This is a genomic window from Pseudomonas sp. NPDC090752 (assembly GCF_055584805.1).
Window position 1 is genome coordinate 1 of the sequence record NZ_JBVJLI010000036.1, and the last position, 15,635, is coordinate 15,635.

Below are 15,635 nucleotides of genomic sequence, written 5' to 3' on the forward strand. Positions count from 1 at the left end.
GAGCAGACGCGAGTCAGAGCTGCGGTCAGAGTGGTCTTACCGTGGTCAACGTGGCCGATAGTGCCGACGTTAACGTGGGGAAGGGAACGATCAAATTTTTCTTTAGCCACGACAGTGAACCTCTTGCCTAAAGGGGATTAGCCTTGTTTTTTAACGAGTGCTTCGACGATGTTCGACGGAGCTTCGGCGTATTTGGAGAATTCCATGGAGTAGCTTGCGCGACCCTGAGACATGGAACGAACGTCGGTCGCGTAACCGAACATCTCTCCGAGCGGAACTTCAGCACGGACGACGCGGCCGGAGACCGACTCATCCATACCCTGGACCAGACCACGACGACGGTTCAGGTCACCCATCACGTCACCCAGGTAGTCTTCCGGGGTTACAACTTCGACCTTCATGATCGGCTCGAGGACCACGCCGCCGCCTTTAGTGGCCAGCTGCTTGGTTGCCATCGAAGCAGCGATTTTGAACGCCATTTCGTTGGAGTCGACGTCGTGGTACGAACCGTCGAATACCGCGGCCTTCAGGCCGATCAGAGGATAGCCGGCAACGACGCCGTTCTTCATCTGCTCTTCGATACCCTTCTGGATCGGCGCGATGAATTCCTTAGGAATTACACCACCAACGACTTCGTTGGAGAACACCAGACCTTCGGTGATGTTGCCCTTCTCGTCGACTTCTGGCTCCGAGAAACGGATCCAGCAGTGACCGAACTGACCACGACCACCCGACTGACGAACGAATTTGCCTTCGATTTCGACGTTGGACTTGGTGATCTTCTCGCGGTACGAAACCTGCGGCTTACCGATGTTGGCTTCGACGTTGAACTCGCGCTTCATGCGGTCAACGAGGATGTCCAGGTGCAGCTCACCCATACCGGAGATGATGGTCTGGCCGGTTTCTTCGTCGGTCTTGACGCGGAACGACGGGTCTTCCTGGGCCAGCTTGCCCAGAGCAATACCCATCTTCTCCTGGTCAGCCTTGGTTTTCGGCTCGACGGAGAGCGAGATTACCGGCTCAGGGAAGTCCATACGCTCAAGGATGATTGGCTTGTCGATGTTGCACAGGGTTTCGCCGGTGGTCACATCTTTCATGCCGATCAGGGCCGCGATGTCGCCAGCGCGTACTTCCTTGATCTCTTCACGCTGGTTGGCGTGCATCTGCACCATACGACCAACGCGCTCTTTCTTACCCTTGACCGAGTTGATGACGGAGTCACCGGAGCTCAGAACACCCGAGTAGACGCGAACGAAGGTCAGCGTGCCGACGAACGGGTCGGTCGCGATCTTGAACGCCAGAGCCGAGAACGGCTCGTCGTCGTCAGCGTGACGCTCGTCTTTACGAACAGCCGGGTCTTCTTTGTCCAGGTCCTTGTCGTCCGGATTGATACCCTGGATTGCAGGGATCTCGGTCGGAGCAGGCAGGAACTCGATGACGGCGTCGAGAACCAGGGGAACACCCTTGTTCTTGAACGACGAACCGCAGACAGCCGGAACGATCTCGCTGGCCAGGGTGCGCGCACGCAGGCCTGCCTTGATCTCTTCGACGGTCAGCTCACCTTCTTCAAGGTACTTGTTCATCAGCTCTTCGTTGGCTTCGGCAGCAGCTTCCACCATGTTCGAGCGCCATTCTTCGGCCAGCTCGAGCATGTCCGCAGGAATTTCTTCCTCGCGGTAGGTGGTGCCTTTGTCGTCGTCGTTCCAGTAGATAGCCTTCATCTTGATCAGGTCGACCTGACCCTGGAAGTTATCTTCCGAACCGATGGCCAGCTGAATCGGAACCGGGGTGTGACCCAGACGGTTCTTGATCTGACCTACGACGCGCAGGAAGTTTGCACCGGCACGGTCCATCTTGTTCACGTAGACAACACGTGGAACACCGTACTTGTTGGCCTGACGCCATACGGTTTCGGACTGCGGCTCAACGCCGGAGGTACCGCAGAACACAACGACCGCGCCGTCGAGTACGCGCAGCGAACGCTCTACTTCAATGGTGAAGTCAACGTGGCCGGGGGTATCGATGACGTTTACACGGTAGTTGTCGTACTGACCAACCGAACCTTTCCAGAAGGTGGTAACGGCAGCGGAGGTAATGGTGATACCGCGCTCCTGCTCCTGCACCATCCAGTCGGTGGTCGCGGCGCCATCATGCACCTCGCCCATCTTGTGGCTCAGACCTGTGTAGAACAGGATCCGCTCGGTAGTGGTGGTCTTGCCCGCGTCAACGTGAGCACAGATACCAATGTTACGGTAGCGGTTAATTGCTGTAGTACGAGCCATAAAGCCCTCGCAAAATGATTGATGCTTGAATTAGAAGCGGTAGTGCGAGAACGCTTTGTTGGCTTCAGCCATACGGTGAACGTCTTCACGCTTCTTGACTGCAGCACCTTTGCCTTCGGCAGCATCCAGCAGTTCGCCAGCAAGGCGCAGAGCCATCGACTTCTCGCCGCGCTTGCGGGCGTAGTCTACGAGCCAGCGCATTGCCAGAGCATTACGACGGGATGGACGAACTTCAACCGGGACCTGGTAAGTGGCACCGCCGACACGGCGGGACTTTACTTCGACCAGCGGAGCGATGGCGTCGAGAGCTTTCTCGAAGATTTCCAGGGGGTCGCTGTTCTTGCGTGCTTTGACGGTATCCAGGGCACCGTAAACGATGCGCTCGGCTACAGCCTTCTTGCCGCTTTCCATCACGTGGTTCATGAACTTGGCGAGGATTTGGGATCCGTATTTAGGATCGTCCAGAATCTCACGTTTTGCTGCTACACGACGTCTTGGCATGATAAGCCCTCAAACGGTCTTCAGGTTAGCCCGGGACGTGGGTCTTCGACCCCTGCCCGACCTTACTCTTATCGACTCAAAAAAATGGATATGTGCAAACGGCCGATTACTTCGGACGCTTGGTACCGTACTTCGAACGACCCTGGTTACGGCCTTTGACGCCCGAAGTATCCAGAGAGCCGCGAACGGTGTGGTAACGAACACCTGGCAAGTCTTTTACACGGCCGCCACGGATCAGGACGACGCTGTGCTCTTGCAGGTTGTGGCCTTCACCGCCGATGTACGAGGAAACCTCGAAACCGTTGGTCAGGCGCACACGGCATACTTTACGCAGTGCCGAGTTAGGTTTTTTCGGCGTGGTGGTGTACACGCGGGTGCACACGCCACGACGTTGCGGGCAGTTCTGCAGCGCAGGAACGTCGGACTTCTCGACCGAACGCTTACGCGGCTGACGTACCAGCTGGTTGATAGTTGCCATCTACTAGCTCCACTGATTGTCTTGCGACTCTATTGTCTTGCAAGAAAGCCAAAAATTGGCGAGACGGAGCCTCACCAAATTTAAGGGTACAAAAGTCTACGGAGGATCTTGCACCCAGTCAAGACGAGGCCCCGGCCCTCCCCGCCCGGTCATCGGCAACAATTCATGTCACAGATGGCCGTTCGGGGCTTGCCGGGGCCCTGCCCTGTACTTAGTTACCGCTGGAATTCAGCGCTTCGGTCAGTGCGGCTTCCACCTCACTGGCGCTTACACGCAGCGGTTTGTCGGCATCACGGCGACGCTTGCGCTCGCTGTGGTAGGCCAGACCGGTACCGGCCGGGATCAGACGACCCACGACCACGTTCTCTTTCAGGCCGCGCAGGTAATCGCGCTTGCCGGTTACCGCCGCCTCGGTCAGTACGCGGGTAGTTTCCTGGAAGGAAGCCGCGGAGATGAACGATTCGGTCGACAGCGACGCCTTGGTGATGCCCAGCAGCACACGGGTGAACTTCGAGATGAACTTGTCTTCGCCGGCGAGACGCTCGTTCTCGACCAGTACCTGAGTCAGTTCCATCTGGTCGCCCTTGATGAAGCTGGAATCGCCCGACTCGGAGATCTCGACCTTGCGCAGCATCTGACGCAGGATGGTCTCGATGTGCTTGTCGTTGATCTTAACGCCTTGCAGACGGTAGACGTCCTGGATCTCGTTGACGATGTACTTCGCCAGCGCGCTCACACCCAGCAGACGCAAGATGTCGTGCGGATCGCTCGGGCCGTCGGAGATAACTTCGCCGCGGTTTACCTGTTCGCCTTCGAAGACGTTCAGGTGGCGCCACTTCGGAATCAGCTCTTCGTACGGATCGCTACCGTCGGTCGGAGTAATGACCAGACGACGCTTGCCCTTGGTCTCTTTACCGAACGCGATGGTGCCGCTGACTTCAGCCAGGATCGAGGCTTCTTTCGGACGACGCGCTTCGAACAAGTCGGCAACGCGTGGCAGACCACCGGTGATGTCACGGGTCTTCGACGTTTCTTGCGGGATACGCGCGATTACGTCACCAACGCCGATCTGTGCACCGTCAGCTACACCGACAAGGGCGTTGGCCGGCAGGAAGTACTGAGCCGGTACGTCGGTACCTGGCAGGTACAGGTCCTTGCCATTGGCGTCGACCATCTTGATTGCCGGACGGATTTCCTTGCCTGCGGCAGGGCGATCCTTGACGTCCAGAACCTCGATGTTGGTCAGACCGGTCAGTTCGTCGGTCTGGCGCTTGATGGTGATGTTTTCTTCCATGCCCACGAAGGTCACGGTACCTTTCAGCTCGGTAACGATCGGGTGGGTGTGCGGGTCCCACTTGGCGACGATGGCGCCAGCTTCGACCTTGTCACCTTCCTTGACCGAAATCACCGCACCGTAAGGCAGCTTGTAGCGCTCACGCTCACGACCGAATTCGTCGGCAATCGCCAACTCACCGGAACGCGATACGGCAACCAGGTTGCCATCGGCACGCTCGACCTGCTTCAGGTTGTGCAGACGGACCATACCGCCATTCTTCACCTGGACGCTGTCGGCAGCCGAGGTACGGCTTGCAGCACCACCGATGTGGAACGTACGCATGGTCAGCTGGGTACCCGGCTCACCGATCGACTGTGCAGCGATAACGCCGACAGCTTCACCGATGTTCACCTGGTGACCGCGAGCCAGGTCACGACCGTAGCACTTGGCGCAGATGCCGTAACGGGTGTCGCAGTTGATCGGCGAACGCACGATCACTTCATCGATGCTGTTCAGCTCGATGAACTCGACCCACTGCTCGTCAACCAAGGTACCGGCAGGAACGATGACATCCTCGGTGCCTGGCTTGAACACATCACGAGCGATGACACGACCCAGTACGCGCTCACCCAGCGGCTCAACGACGTCGCCGCCTTCGATGTGCGGGGTCATCAGCAGGCCGTTGTCGGTGCCGCAGTCGATCTCGGTCACGACCAGATCCTGGGCAACGTCTACCAGACGGCGAGTCAGGTAACCGGAGTTAGCGGTCTTCAGTGCGGTATCCGCCAGACCTTTACGAGCACCGTGAGTCGAGATGAAGTACTGCAGTACGCTCAAACCTTCACGGAAGTTCGCGGTGATCGGCGTCTCGATGATCGAGCCATCCGGCTTGGCCATCAGACCACGCATACCGGCCAGCTGACGAATCTGGGCTGCGGAACCCCGCGCGCCCGAGTCGGCCATCATGTACATCGAGTTGAAGGACTCTTGATCGACTTCCTTGCCCTCGCGGTCGATGACCTTCTCTTTCGAGAGGTTGGCCATCATCGCCTTGGACACTTCGTCGTTCGCCTTCGACCACAAGTCGATGACCTTGTTGTACTTCTCGCCCTGGGTTACCAGGCCGGAGGCGTACTGGCTCTCGATTTCCTTCACTTCATCAGTGGCATTGCCAATGATGCGGGCTTTTTCATCCGGGATGACGAAGTCGTTCACACCGATGGAAACGCCGGAAATGGTCGAGTAGGCAAAACCGGTGTACATCAGCTGGTCGGCGAAGATAACGGTCTCTTTCAGACCAACCACGCGGTAGCACTGGTTGATCAGCTTGGAGATCGCCTTTTTCTTCATCGGCTGGTTGACGACATCATACGGCAGGCCTGCCGGTACAACCTGGAACAGCAGCGCACGGCCGACGGTGGTGTCGACGATACGGGTGTTCTTGGTGCTGGAGCCATCACGATCGTTCACGGTCTCGTTGATACGGACCTTGATTTTCGCGTGCAGCGCAGCTTCGCCGGCGCGGAATACGCGGTCGACTTCCTGCAGGTCGGCGAATACGCGACCCTCGCCCTTGGCGTTGATGGCTTCACGAGTCATGTAGTACAGACCCAGTACAACGTCCTGCGACGGAACGATGATTGGCTCACCGTTGGCTGGCGACAGAATGTTGTTGGTCGACATCATCAGCGCGCGCGCTTCGAGCTGGGCTTCCAGCGTCAGCGGCACGTGAACGGCCATCTGGTCACCGTCGAAGTCGGCGTTGTACGCGGCGCAGACCAGCGGGTGCAGCTGAATGGCCTTACCTTCGATGAGCACAGGCTCGAACGCCTGGATACCCAGACGGTGGAGGGTCGGTGCACGGTTGAGCAGTACGGGGTGTTCGCGAATCACTTCGGCGAGAACGTCCCACACCTCTGGCAGCTCGCGCTCGACCATCTTCTTGGCAGCTTTGATGGTGGTCGCCAGACCACGCATTTCCAGCTTGCCGAAAATGAACGGCTTGAACAGCTCGAGGGCCATCTTCTTCGGCAGGCCGCACTGGTGCAGACGCAGGGTCGGGCCTACGGTAATTACCGAACGACCGGAGTAGTCAACACGCTTACCGAGCAAGTTCTGACGGAAGCGACCTTGCTTACCTTTGATCATGTCGGCCAGCGACTTCAGCGGACGCTTGTTCGAGCCAGTGATGGCGCGACCGCGACGGCCGTTGTCGAGCAGGGCGTCAACAGCTTCCTGCAGCATGCGCTTTTCGTTGCGCACGATGATGTCCGGCGCCGACAGATCGAGCAGGCGCTTCAGACGGTTGTTACGGTTGATCACCCGACGATACAGGTCGTTCAGGTCGGAGGTCGCGAAGCGGCCACCATCCAGCGGCACCAGCGGACGCAGGTCCGGCGGCAGCACTGGCAGGACAGTCAGGACCATCCACTCAGGCAGGTTGCCCGAGCCCTGGAAAGCTTCCATCAGCTTCAGGCGCTTGGACAGCTTCTTGATCTTGGTTTCCGAGTTGGTCTGCGGAATCTCTTCGCGCAGGCGGCCGATCTCGTGCTCCAGGTCGATAGCGTGCAGCAGCTCACGGACAGCCTCGGCACCCATGCGGGCGTCGAAGTCGTCACCGAACTCTTCCAGCGCTTCGAAATATTGCTCGTCGTTCAGCAACTGGCCCTTCTCGAGGGTAGTCATGCCTGGGTCGATAACGACGTAGCTCTCGAAGTAGAGCACGCGCTCGATATCACGCAGGGTCATGTCCATCAGCAAGCCGATACGGGACGGCAGCGACTTCAGGAACCAGATGTGGGCAACCGGCGAGGCCAGTTCGATGTGCGCCATGCGCTCACGACGAACCTTGGCCAGGGCGACTTCAACGCCGCACTTCTCGCAGATTACACCGCGGTGCTTGAGGCGCTTGTACTTGCCGCACAGGCACTCGTAGTCCTTGACTGGGCCAAAGATCTTGGCGCAGAAAAGGCCGTCACGCTCAGGCTTGAACGTACGGTAGTTGATGGTTTCCGGCTTCTTAACTTCACCGAACGACCACGAACGGATCATTTCAGGCGACGCCAGACCGATGCGGATGGCGTCGAACTCTTCGACTTGACCCTGGTTTTTCAGCAAATTCAGTAGGTCTTTCAAGGCCTTTCCTCCTGGCGGAGCAGGGAGTGGGCATTACCTGCCGCACTCCCCTTCGCGTCACGTGTTATTCGGTTTCCAGATCGATATCGATACCGAGCGAACGGATCTCTTTGATCAACACGTTGAAGGACTCGGGCATGCCCGGCTCCATACGGTGATCGCCATCCACGATGTTCTTGTACATCTTGGTACGGCCGTTCACGTCGTCCGACTTCACTGTGAGCATTTCTTGCAGGGTGTATGCCGCGCCGTATGCTTCCAGCGCCCACACTTCCATCTCCCCGAAACGCTGACCACCGAACTGCGCCTTACCACCCAGCGGCTGCTGGGTAACCAGGCTGTAGGAACCAGTGGAACGCGCGTGCATCTTGTCGTCCACCAAGTGGTTCAGCTTGAGCATGTACATGTAACCAACGGTCACAGGACGCTCGAACTTGTTGCCGGTACGCCCGTCGAACAGCACCATCTGGCCGCTCTCTGGCAGGTCAGCCAGCTTCAGCATGGCCTTGATCTCGCTTTCCTTGGCACCGTCGAAGACCGGCGTAGCCATTGGCACGCCTTTCTTCAGGTTATGCGCCAGGGCGAGGATCTCTTCGTCGGTGAACTCTTCCAGGTTCTCCTGACGACCACCGATCTCGTTGTAGATCTCGGTGAGGAAGCCACGCAGCTCGGCTGCCTTGCGCTGCTCTTCGATCATGCGGTCAATCTTCTCGCCCAGGCCCTTGGCCGCGAGGCCCAGGTGGGTTTCAAGGATCTGACCAACGTTCATACGCGAAGGTACGCCCAGCGGGTTCAGTACGACGTCGACCGGAGTACCGTTGGCATCGTGCGGCATGTCTTCGACCGGCATGATCACCGAGACAACACCCTTGTTACCGTGACGACCGGCCATCTTGTCACCCGGCTGGATGCGACGGCGGATAGCCAGGTAGACCTTGACGATCTTCAGTACGCCCGGTGCCAGGTCATCGCCCTGCTGCAGCTTGCGCTTCTTGTCTTCGAACTTGTCGTCCAGCAGGCGACGGCGATCGACGATGTACTGCTGAGCCTTTTCCAGCTGCTCGTTCAGTGCATCTTCGGCCATACGCAGTTTGAACCACTGGCCGTGCTCCAGACCGTCCAGCACTTCGTCGGAGATCACGGTGCCTTTCTTCAGGCCCGCACCACCGTCGACCACTTGGCCGTTCAGGGCAGAACGCAGACGCTCGAAGGTTGCACCTTCGACGATGCGGAACTCTTCGTTGAGGTCCTTGCGGATCTCGTCCAGCTGCATCTTCTCGATGGACAGGGCGCGGCTGTCGCGCTCGACGCCATCACGGGTGAAGACCTGTACGTCGATGACGGTACCCTTGGTGCCGGTCGGCACGCGCAGGGAGGTGTCCTTAACGTCGCTGGCCTTCTCGCCGAAGATCGCGCGCAGCAGTTTTTCTTCCGGAGTCAGCTGGGTTTCGCCTTTTGGCGTGACCTTGCCGACCAGGATGTCGCCAGCGCCGACCTCAGCACCTACGTAGACGATACCGGCTTCGTCCAGCTTGTTCAGTGCGGCTTCACCCACGTTCGGGATGTCCGCAGTGATTTCCTCTGGGCCAAGCTTGGTGTCACGCGCCACACAGGTCAGTTCCTGAATGTGGATAGTGGTGAAGCGGTCTTCCTGGACCACACGCTCGGACAGGCAGATGGAGTCTTCGAAGTTGAAGCCGTTCCATGCCATGAACGCGATGCGCATGTTCTGACCCAGAGCCAGTTCACCCATGTCGGTGGACGGGCCGTCGGCCATGATGTCGCTACGCTGAACCTTGTCACCTTTGCTCACCAGCGGACGCTGGTTGATGCAGGTGTTCTGGTTCGAACGGGTGTACTTGGTCAGGTTGTAGATATCTACACCAGCTTCACCGGTCTCGACTTCGTCGTCATTGACGCGAACGACGATACGGCTGGCGTCGACCGAATCGATCACACCACCGCGGCGAGCAACCACGCAGACACCGGAGTCACGAGCAACGTTGCGCTCCATGCCGGTACCGACCAGCGGCTTGTCAGCGCGCAGGGTGGGTACAGCCTGACGCTGCATGTTCGAACCCATCAACGCACGGTTGGCGTCGTCGTGCTCGAGGAACGGAATCAACGAGGCAGCAACGGAAACAACCTGCTTCGGCGAAACGTCCATCAGGGTGACGTCTTCCGGCGCCTTGACGGTGAACTCGTTCAGGTGACGAACGGCTACCAGCTCGTCGATCAGTTGCTTCTTCTCGTTCATCGCGGCCGAAGCCTGGGCGATGACGTGATCAGCTTCTTCAATCGCCGACAGGAACACGATGTCGTCGCTGACCACGCCTTCCTTCACCACGCGGTACGGGCTTTCGAGGAAGCCGTACTGGTTGGTGCGGGCATAAGCTGCCAGGGAGTTGATCAGACCGATGTTCGGACCTTCAGGGGTCTCGATCGGGCACACGCGGCCGTAGTGGGTCGGGTGTACGTCACGGACTTCGAAGCCTGCGCGCTCACGGGTCAGACCGCCAGGGCCGAGTGCGGAAACACGGCGCTTGTGGGTGATCTCGGAGAGCGGGTTGTTCTGGTCCATGAACTGCGAGAGCTGGCTGGAACCGAAGAACTCTTTCACCGCCGCCGCAACCGGCTTGGCGTTGATCAGGTCCTGCGGCATCAAGCCTTCGCTTTCGGCCATCGACAGACGTTCCTTGACCGCACGCTCAACGCGCACCAGGCCAACACGGAACTGGTTCTCGGCCATCTCGCCGACGCAACGAACACGACGGTTACCAAGGTGGTCGATGTCATCGACGATGCCTTTGCCGTTACGGATATCGACCAGGGTCTTGAGAACCTCGACGATGTCTTCCTTGCTCAGCACGCCCGAACCTTCGATTTCGGTGCGACCGATACGACGGTTGAACTTCATGCGGCCTACGGCCGAAAGGTCGTAACGCTCGGCGCTGAAGAACAGGTTGTTGAACAGGGTCTCGGCAGCGTCCTTGGTTGGCGGCTCGCCTGGACGCATCATGCGGTAGATCTCGACCAGCGCTTCCAGTTGGTTGCTGGTGGTGTCGATCTTCAGGGTATCCGAGATGAACGGACCGCAGTCGATGTCGTTGGTGTACAGGGTCTCGATGCGGACGACCTGAGCCTTGGCGATCTTGATCAGCAGCTCGGTGGTCAGCTCGGTGTTGCACTCGGCCAGGATTTCACCAGTGGCCGGATGCACGATGGCCTTGGCGGTGGTGCGACCCAGGACATATTCCATTGGAACGTCCAGCTGGCTGACACCGGCCTTCTCGAGCTGGTTGACGTGGCGCGCGGTAATACGGCGGCCCTGCTCGACGATAACCTTGCCAGTCTCGTCATGGATATCCATGACCGCAACTTCACCACGCAGACGCTGAGGTACCAGTTCCAGGCTGAGTTTCTCGCCAGAAATGTGGAACACGTTGGTGGTGTAGAAGGTGTTCAGAACCTCTTCGGTGCTGTAACCCAAAGCGCGCAGCAGTACCGAGGCCGGCAGCTTGCGGCGACGGTCGATACGGACGAACACGCAGTCCTTCGGGTCGAACTCGAAGTCCAGCCAGGAGCCGCGGTACGGAATGATGCGAGCGGAGTACAGCAGCTTGCCGGAGCTGTGCGTCTTGCCACGGTCGTGGTCGAAGAACACACCAGGCGAACGGTGCAGCTGGGAAACGATCACACGCTCGGTACCGTTGATTACGAAGGTACCGTTCTCAGTCATCAGGGGGATTTCACCCATGTAGACTTCTTGCTCTTTGATGTCCTTGATCGCTTTGTTCGACGATTCCTTGTCGAAGATGATCAGGCGCACCTTGACCCGCAGTGGGACCGCGAAGGTCACGCCACGCAGGACACATTCCTTCACATCGAAGGCGGGCTCGCCCAGGCGATAGCCTACGTACTCCAGGGCAGCATTGCCGGAGTAGCTGATGATCGGGAATACCGATTTGAAGGCCGCGTGCAGGCCGACGTCGCGGAAGTGATCCTTGGATGCTCCCGCTTGCAGGAATTCGCGATACGAATCCAGCTGGATGGCCAGTAGGTAAGGCACATCCATAACGTCCGGCAACTTGCTAAAGTCCTTGCGGATACGTTTTTTCTCAGTATATGAGTAAGCCATCAGCGTTCCCCAGCTTGGTCACCTGCTTGTTTGGCTTCTCCCGGCGGGAGCAGCCAGAAAATCGTGCAAACCCCTTGGTTTGCGCCACCCACATGGGTGTCTTGCAGCTTGTTATCGGGGCCGACCTGATCGGCCACCAATAACGGAAAAAGGCCGGTGGCATAAGCCACCAGCCATCAGCCTTTGCTCAACGCTCCGGCTGGCGTCGCAAAGTCGAAATTACTTCAGCTCGACTTTAGCGCCTGCTTCTTCCAGCTTCTTCTTAGCGTCTTCAGCGGCTTCTTTCGAAACGCCTTCAGCTACAACCTGAGGAGCGCCGTCGACTTTCTCTTTGGCTTCTTTCAGGCCCAGACCGGTCAGTTCGCGAACGGCTTTAATGACGTTCACTTTCTTCTCGCCAGCTTCAACCAGAACAACGTTGAACTCGGTCTGCTCTTCAACAACGGCAGCAGCAGCAGCTGGGCCAGCAGCGGCAACAGCAGCGGTAACGCCGAAGGTTTCTTCCATTGCTTTGATCAGCTCAACAACTTCCAGAACGGTTTTCTGGCCGATTGCTTCGATGATTTGCTCGTTAGTCAGGGACATGACTTAAATCCTGTATTGGGGTGACAGCCTACGCAGCCATCAAATTAAACATATGATTTTGAAAGAGGTTACGCGGCCTTAGGCAGCAGCAGCTTCTTTCTGGTCGCGAACGGCCGCCAGAGTACGAGCCAGCTTGCTGGTAGCGCCTTGAATGACGCTCATCAGACGTGCGATAGCTTCGTCACGGGTCGGCAAGGTAGCCAGTACATCGATCTGGTTGGCGGCAATGAAATTGCCAGCAAACGCAGCTGCCTTGATCTCGAACTTGTCCTGACCCTTGGCGAACTCTTTGAACAGACGAGCAGCAGCGCCCGGGTGTTCGTTGGAGAAAGCAATCAGGGTCGGGCCTTTGAACGCGTCGTTGAGGATCGAATACTCGGTGCCTTCAACTGCGCGCTTGAGCAGGGTGTTACGTACGACACGTACGTATACGCCAGCTTCGCGGGCCTCTTTACGGAGTCCGGTCATTGCGCTTACAGTCACACCACGGGCATCGGCCACGACAGCGGACAGAGCGACTTTGGCAGCCTCGTTGACTTCAGCGACGATGGCCTTCTTGTCTTCGAGTTTAATTGCCACGGGTTTACTCCTGGTTTTTACCGTTTCATCTAGCCGAAGCCGGATGTCGTTTTGGTGTCTGATTCGAAGAACGAATCGGGAGCACCATCTGCGTAGGCTTTATGGTTTAAGGCTTGCGCCGCCTACGGTCTTGGATAGCCCCCGCCAGGCAGGGACCCCAATTTTTTGCTGGTGGCGTGACACGTCACGCCACCATTGCCTTACGCGTTCAGCGAGCCCTGATCGATGACCAGACCTGGGCCCATGGTGGTGCTCAGGGTAACGCGCTTGACGTAGATACCTTTCGAGGAAGCTGGCTTGATACGCTTCAGATCAGCGATCAGGGCTTCAACGTTTTCCTTCAGCTTGCCAGCTTCGAAGCCGACCTTGCCAACGGAGGTGTGGATGATACCGTTTTTGTCGGTACGATAGCGAACCTGACCAGCCTTGGCGTTTTTGACAGCCGTGGCGACGTCTGGGGTTACGGTACCGACTTTCGGGTTAGGCATCAGGCCGCGAGGACCCAGAACCTGACCCAGCTGACCGACAACGCGCATTGCATCAGGCGATGCGATGACGACGTCATAGTTCAGGTCGCCGCCTTTCATTTCGGCAGCCAGATCGTCCATACCTACGCGGTCAGCGCCGGCAGCCAGAGCGGCCTCAGCAGCTGGACCCTGGGTGAAGACGGCAACGCGTACAGTCTTGCCAGTGCCGTGCGGCAGCACGGTAGCGCTACGAACGACCTGGTCGGATTTACGCGGGTCAACGCCGAGGTTGACGGCAACGTCGAAGGATTCGCTGAACTTCACGGTGGAGAGTTCGGCCAGCAGCGCAGCTGCGTCTTCGAAGTTGTAAACTTTGCCAGCTTCGATTTTCGAAGCAATAGCCTTTTGGCGCTTGGTCAGCTTAGCCATTACACACCCTCCACGTTCAGGCCCATGCTGCGGGCAGAGCCAGCGATGGTGCGTACAGCAGCGTCCAGGTCAGCAGCAGTCAGATCAGCCTGTTTAGCTTTGGCGATATCTTCCAGCTGAGCACGGGTCACAGTACCGACTTTGACGGTGTTCGGGCGAGCCGAACCACTGGTCAGGCCAGCAGCTTTCTTCAGCAGAACCGAGGCAGGGGTGCTCTTGGTCTCGAAAGTGAAGCTACGGTCGCTGTAGACAGTGATGATCACAGGAGTCGGCAGGCCGGCTTCTTGACCCTGAGTACGGGCGTTGAAGGCCTTGCAGAATTCCATGATGTTCACACCGTGTTGGCCCAGTGCTGGACCAACGGGTGGGCTTGGGTTGGCCTGGCCGGCCTTAACTTGCAGCTTGATGTAAGCCTGAATCTTCTTAGCCATGAGCTACTCCAATATCGGGTACAAACGCCAGATGGCTCCCCGGATGACTTGCGTTTTATCCCAGTGACGACAAAACCCCGCAGCACACAGGGCTGCGGGGTATGGGATGCTTCGTCCGCCTAGACCTTTTCGACCTGGCTGAACTCGAGCTCTACCGGAGTAGAGCGACCGAAAATGAGCACCGCCACCTGGAGGCGACTCTTTTCGTAGTTAACTTCTTCGACACTACCATTGAAGTCAGCGAACGGACCGTCAATGACTCGAACCACTTCACCGGGTTCGAACAATGTCTTCGGCTTAGGCTTGTCACTTCCGTCGGCAACGCGACGCAGGATAGCCTCAGCTTCTTTATCGGTAATCGGCGCAGGCTTGTCTGCGGTCCCACCGATAAAGCCCATCACACGAGGGGTATCCTTGACCAAGTGCCAAGTCCCTTCGTTCATCTCCATCTGGACCAGAACATAGCCAGGGAAGAACTTACGCTCACTCTTGCGCTTCTGGCCGTTACGCATTTCGACGACTTCTTCGGTCGGGACCAGGATCTCGCCGAAACCGTCTTCCATGCCTGCCAGCTTGACGCGCTCGATCAGGGAGCGCATAACATGCTTCTCGTAACCCGAGTAAGCATGCACAACATACCAACGCTTAGCCACGGGACACCTTTAGCCAACGATCAGGGAGACCGCCCAGCCGAGCAGGGAATCAAGACCCCACAGCAGCAGTGCCATAACCAGCACGACAGCCACGACAATCAGCGTGGTCTGGGTGGTTTCCTGGCGGGTCGGCCACACGACTTTACGGATCTCAGTACGAGCTTCCTTCGCCAACGCAAAGAACGACTTACCCTTCGCAGTCTGCAAGGCAACGAAGCCTGCGACGGCAGCCAGGGCGAGAAGCGCCAGTACGCGATACAGGATTGGAGATGCGGAGTAATACTGATTACCCACGACACCAACAACCACCAAAGCCACTACAGCCAGCCACTTGAATAGATCAAAACGCGATTCTTGGGCTTCAGTTTTGGGGGTCATCGAGGAGGATCCTGTAAGAAGAAAGCCAATCACACTGAGGTGAATGGCAGGTCAGGAGGGAATCGAACCCCCAACCTACGGTTTTGGAGACCGTCGCTCTGCCAATTGAGCTACTGACCTGTAACGCTGTATCAGGCCGGCCATTATACCGGCCTGATCAAGTAAATCAACTACTTATTCGATAATTTTTGCTACGACGCCGGCGCCGACGGTACGACCGCCTTCACGGATAGCGAAGCGCAGACCGTCTTCCATTGCGATGGTCTTGATCAGGGTGACTTCCATCTGGATGTTGTCACCTGG

General features: G+C 57.9%; 14 protein-coding genes and 1 tRNA gene. All 15 read right to left on the reverse strand.

The annotated features are described in order from the left end of the window. Positions 1–110: GTP-binding protein (locus tag ACZ6YA_RS25880; protein ID WP_132579187.1), on the reverse strand; the 110-nt coding region annotated here is incomplete at its 3' end. Positions 111–137: 27 nt separating this feature from the next. Beyond that, positions 138–2,282: an elongation factor G gene (gene fusA, locus ACZ6YA_RS25885; protein ID WP_465900596.1), complete on the reverse strand. Its 2,145-nt coding sequence runs from the start codon at positions 2,280–2,282 to the stop codon at positions 138–140. Positions 2,283–2,312: 30 nt separating this feature from the next. Continuing rightward, on the reverse strand, positions 2,313–2,783 hold the full coding sequence (rpsG, locus tag ACZ6YA_RS25890; protein ID WP_003246741.1) for a 30S ribosomal protein S7: 471 nt from the start codon (positions 2,781–2,783) through the stop codon (positions 2,313–2,315). A 106-nt stretch (positions 2,784–2,889) separates the two neighbouring features. Beyond that, complete coding sequence (gene rpsL / locus ACZ6YA_RS25895) at positions 2,890–3,261, reverse strand: 30S ribosomal protein S12 (protein ID WP_003255492.1); 372 nt, start codon at positions 3,259–3,261, stop codon at positions 2,890–2,892. Between the two features lie 211 nt (positions 3,262–3,472). After that, positions 3,473–7,672: a DNA-directed RNA polymerase subunit beta' gene (gene rpoC, locus ACZ6YA_RS25900; RefSeq protein ID WP_465900598.1), complete on the reverse strand. Its 4,200-nt coding sequence runs from the start codon at positions 7,670–7,672 to the stop codon at positions 3,473–3,475. 64 nt (positions 7,673–7,736) lie between these two features. Beyond that, the gene (gene rpoB / locus ACZ6YA_RS25905) at positions 7,737–11,810 is read right to left on the reverse strand and encodes a DNA-directed RNA polymerase subunit beta (protein ID WP_465900600.1); all 4,074 of its coding nucleotides are present in this window, start codon (positions 11,808–11,810) and stop codon (positions 7,737–7,739) included. Further along, complete coding sequence (locus ACZ6YA_RS25910; protein WP_155294789.1) at positions 11,810–11,980, reverse strand: hypothetical protein; 171 nt, start codon at positions 11,978–11,980, stop codon at positions 11,810–11,812. Before ACZ6YA_RS25910 ends, rpoB begins: the two co-directional genes overlap by 1 nt. A 49-nt stretch (positions 11,981–12,029) precedes the next feature. Beyond that, entirely contained in the window at positions 12,030–12,395 is a 366-nt protein-coding gene (gene rplL, locus ACZ6YA_RS25915) for a 50S ribosomal protein L7/L12 (RefSeq protein ID WP_007957596.1), read from the reverse strand. A gap of 78 nt (positions 12,396–12,473) precedes the next feature. Continuing rightward, positions 12,474–12,974 carry a 50S ribosomal protein L10 gene (gene rplJ / locus ACZ6YA_RS25920; RefSeq protein ID WP_465900603.1) on the reverse strand — a complete coding sequence of 167 codons (501 nt, stop codon included), beginning with the start codon at positions 12,972–12,974 and terminating at the stop codon, positions 12,474–12,476. A 200-nt stretch (positions 12,975–13,174) separates the two neighbouring features. Then, positions 13,175–13,870 carry a 50S ribosomal protein L1 gene (gene rplA / locus ACZ6YA_RS25925; RefSeq protein ID WP_465900605.1) on the reverse strand — a complete coding sequence of 232 codons (696 nt, stop codon included), beginning with the start codon at positions 13,868–13,870 and terminating at the stop codon, positions 13,175–13,177. Then, positions 13,870–14,301, reverse strand: a complete 432-nt coding sequence (gene rplK, locus ACZ6YA_RS25930) for a 50S ribosomal protein L11 (protein WP_003255500.1) — start codon at positions 14,299–14,301, stop codon at positions 13,870–13,872. The genes rplA and rplK overlap by 1 nt, the downstream gene beginning before the upstream one ends. A gap of 119 nt (positions 14,302–14,420) precedes the next feature. Beyond that, a complete protein-coding gene (gene nusG / locus ACZ6YA_RS25935) occupies positions 14,421–14,954 on the reverse strand; it encodes a transcription termination/antitermination protein NusG (protein ID WP_003255501.1) in 534 nt (177 codons plus the stop codon). A gap of 9 nt (positions 14,955–14,963) precedes the next feature. Then, positions 14,964–15,332, reverse strand: a complete 369-nt coding sequence (gene secE, locus ACZ6YA_RS25940; RefSeq protein WP_008089117.1) for a preprotein translocase subunit SecE — start codon at positions 15,330–15,332, stop codon at positions 14,964–14,966. Positions 15,333–15,376: 44 nt separating this feature from the next. Continuing rightward, positions 15,377–15,452, reverse strand: a tRNA-Trp gene (locus ACZ6YA_RS25945). A gap of 54 nt (positions 15,453–15,506) precedes the next feature. Further along, on the reverse strand, positions 15,507–15,635 hold a 129-nt coding region (locus tag ACZ6YA_RS25950; protein ID WP_465900608.1), incomplete at its 5' end, for an EF-Tu C-terminal domain-related protein.

Excerpts from the sequence above, each read along its gene's own strand:
- fusA (WP_465900596.1), bottom strand. The coding sequence starts at position 2,282 with ATGGCTCGTACTACAGCAATTAACCGCTACCGTAACATTGGTATCTGT.
- rpsG (WP_003246741.1), bottom strand. The coding sequence starts at position 2,783 with ATGCCAAGACGTCGTGTAGCAGCAAAACGTGAGATTCTGGACGATCCT.
- rpsL (WP_003255492.1), bottom strand. The coding sequence starts at position 3,261 with ATGGCAACTATCAACCAGCTGGTACGTCAGCCGCGTAAGCGTTCGGTC.
- rpoB (WP_465900600.1), bottom strand. The coding sequence starts at position 11,810 with ATGGCTTACTCATATACTGAGAAAAAACGTATCCGCAAGGACTTTAGC.
- rplL (WP_007957596.1), bottom strand. The coding sequence starts at position 12,395 with ATGTCCCTGACTAACGAGCAAATCATCGAAGCAATCGGCCAGAAAACC.
- rplA (WP_465900605.1), bottom strand. The coding sequence starts at position 13,870 with ATGGCTAAGCTGACCAAGCGCCAAAAGGCTATTGCTTCGAAAATCGAA.
- rplK (WP_003255500.1), bottom strand. The coding sequence starts at position 14,301 with ATGGCTAAGAAGATTCAGGCTTACATCAAGCTGCAAGTTAAGGCCGGC.
- secE (WP_008089117.1), bottom strand. The coding sequence starts at position 15,332 with ATGACCCCCAAAACTGAAGCCCAAGAATCGCGTTTTGATCTATTCAAG.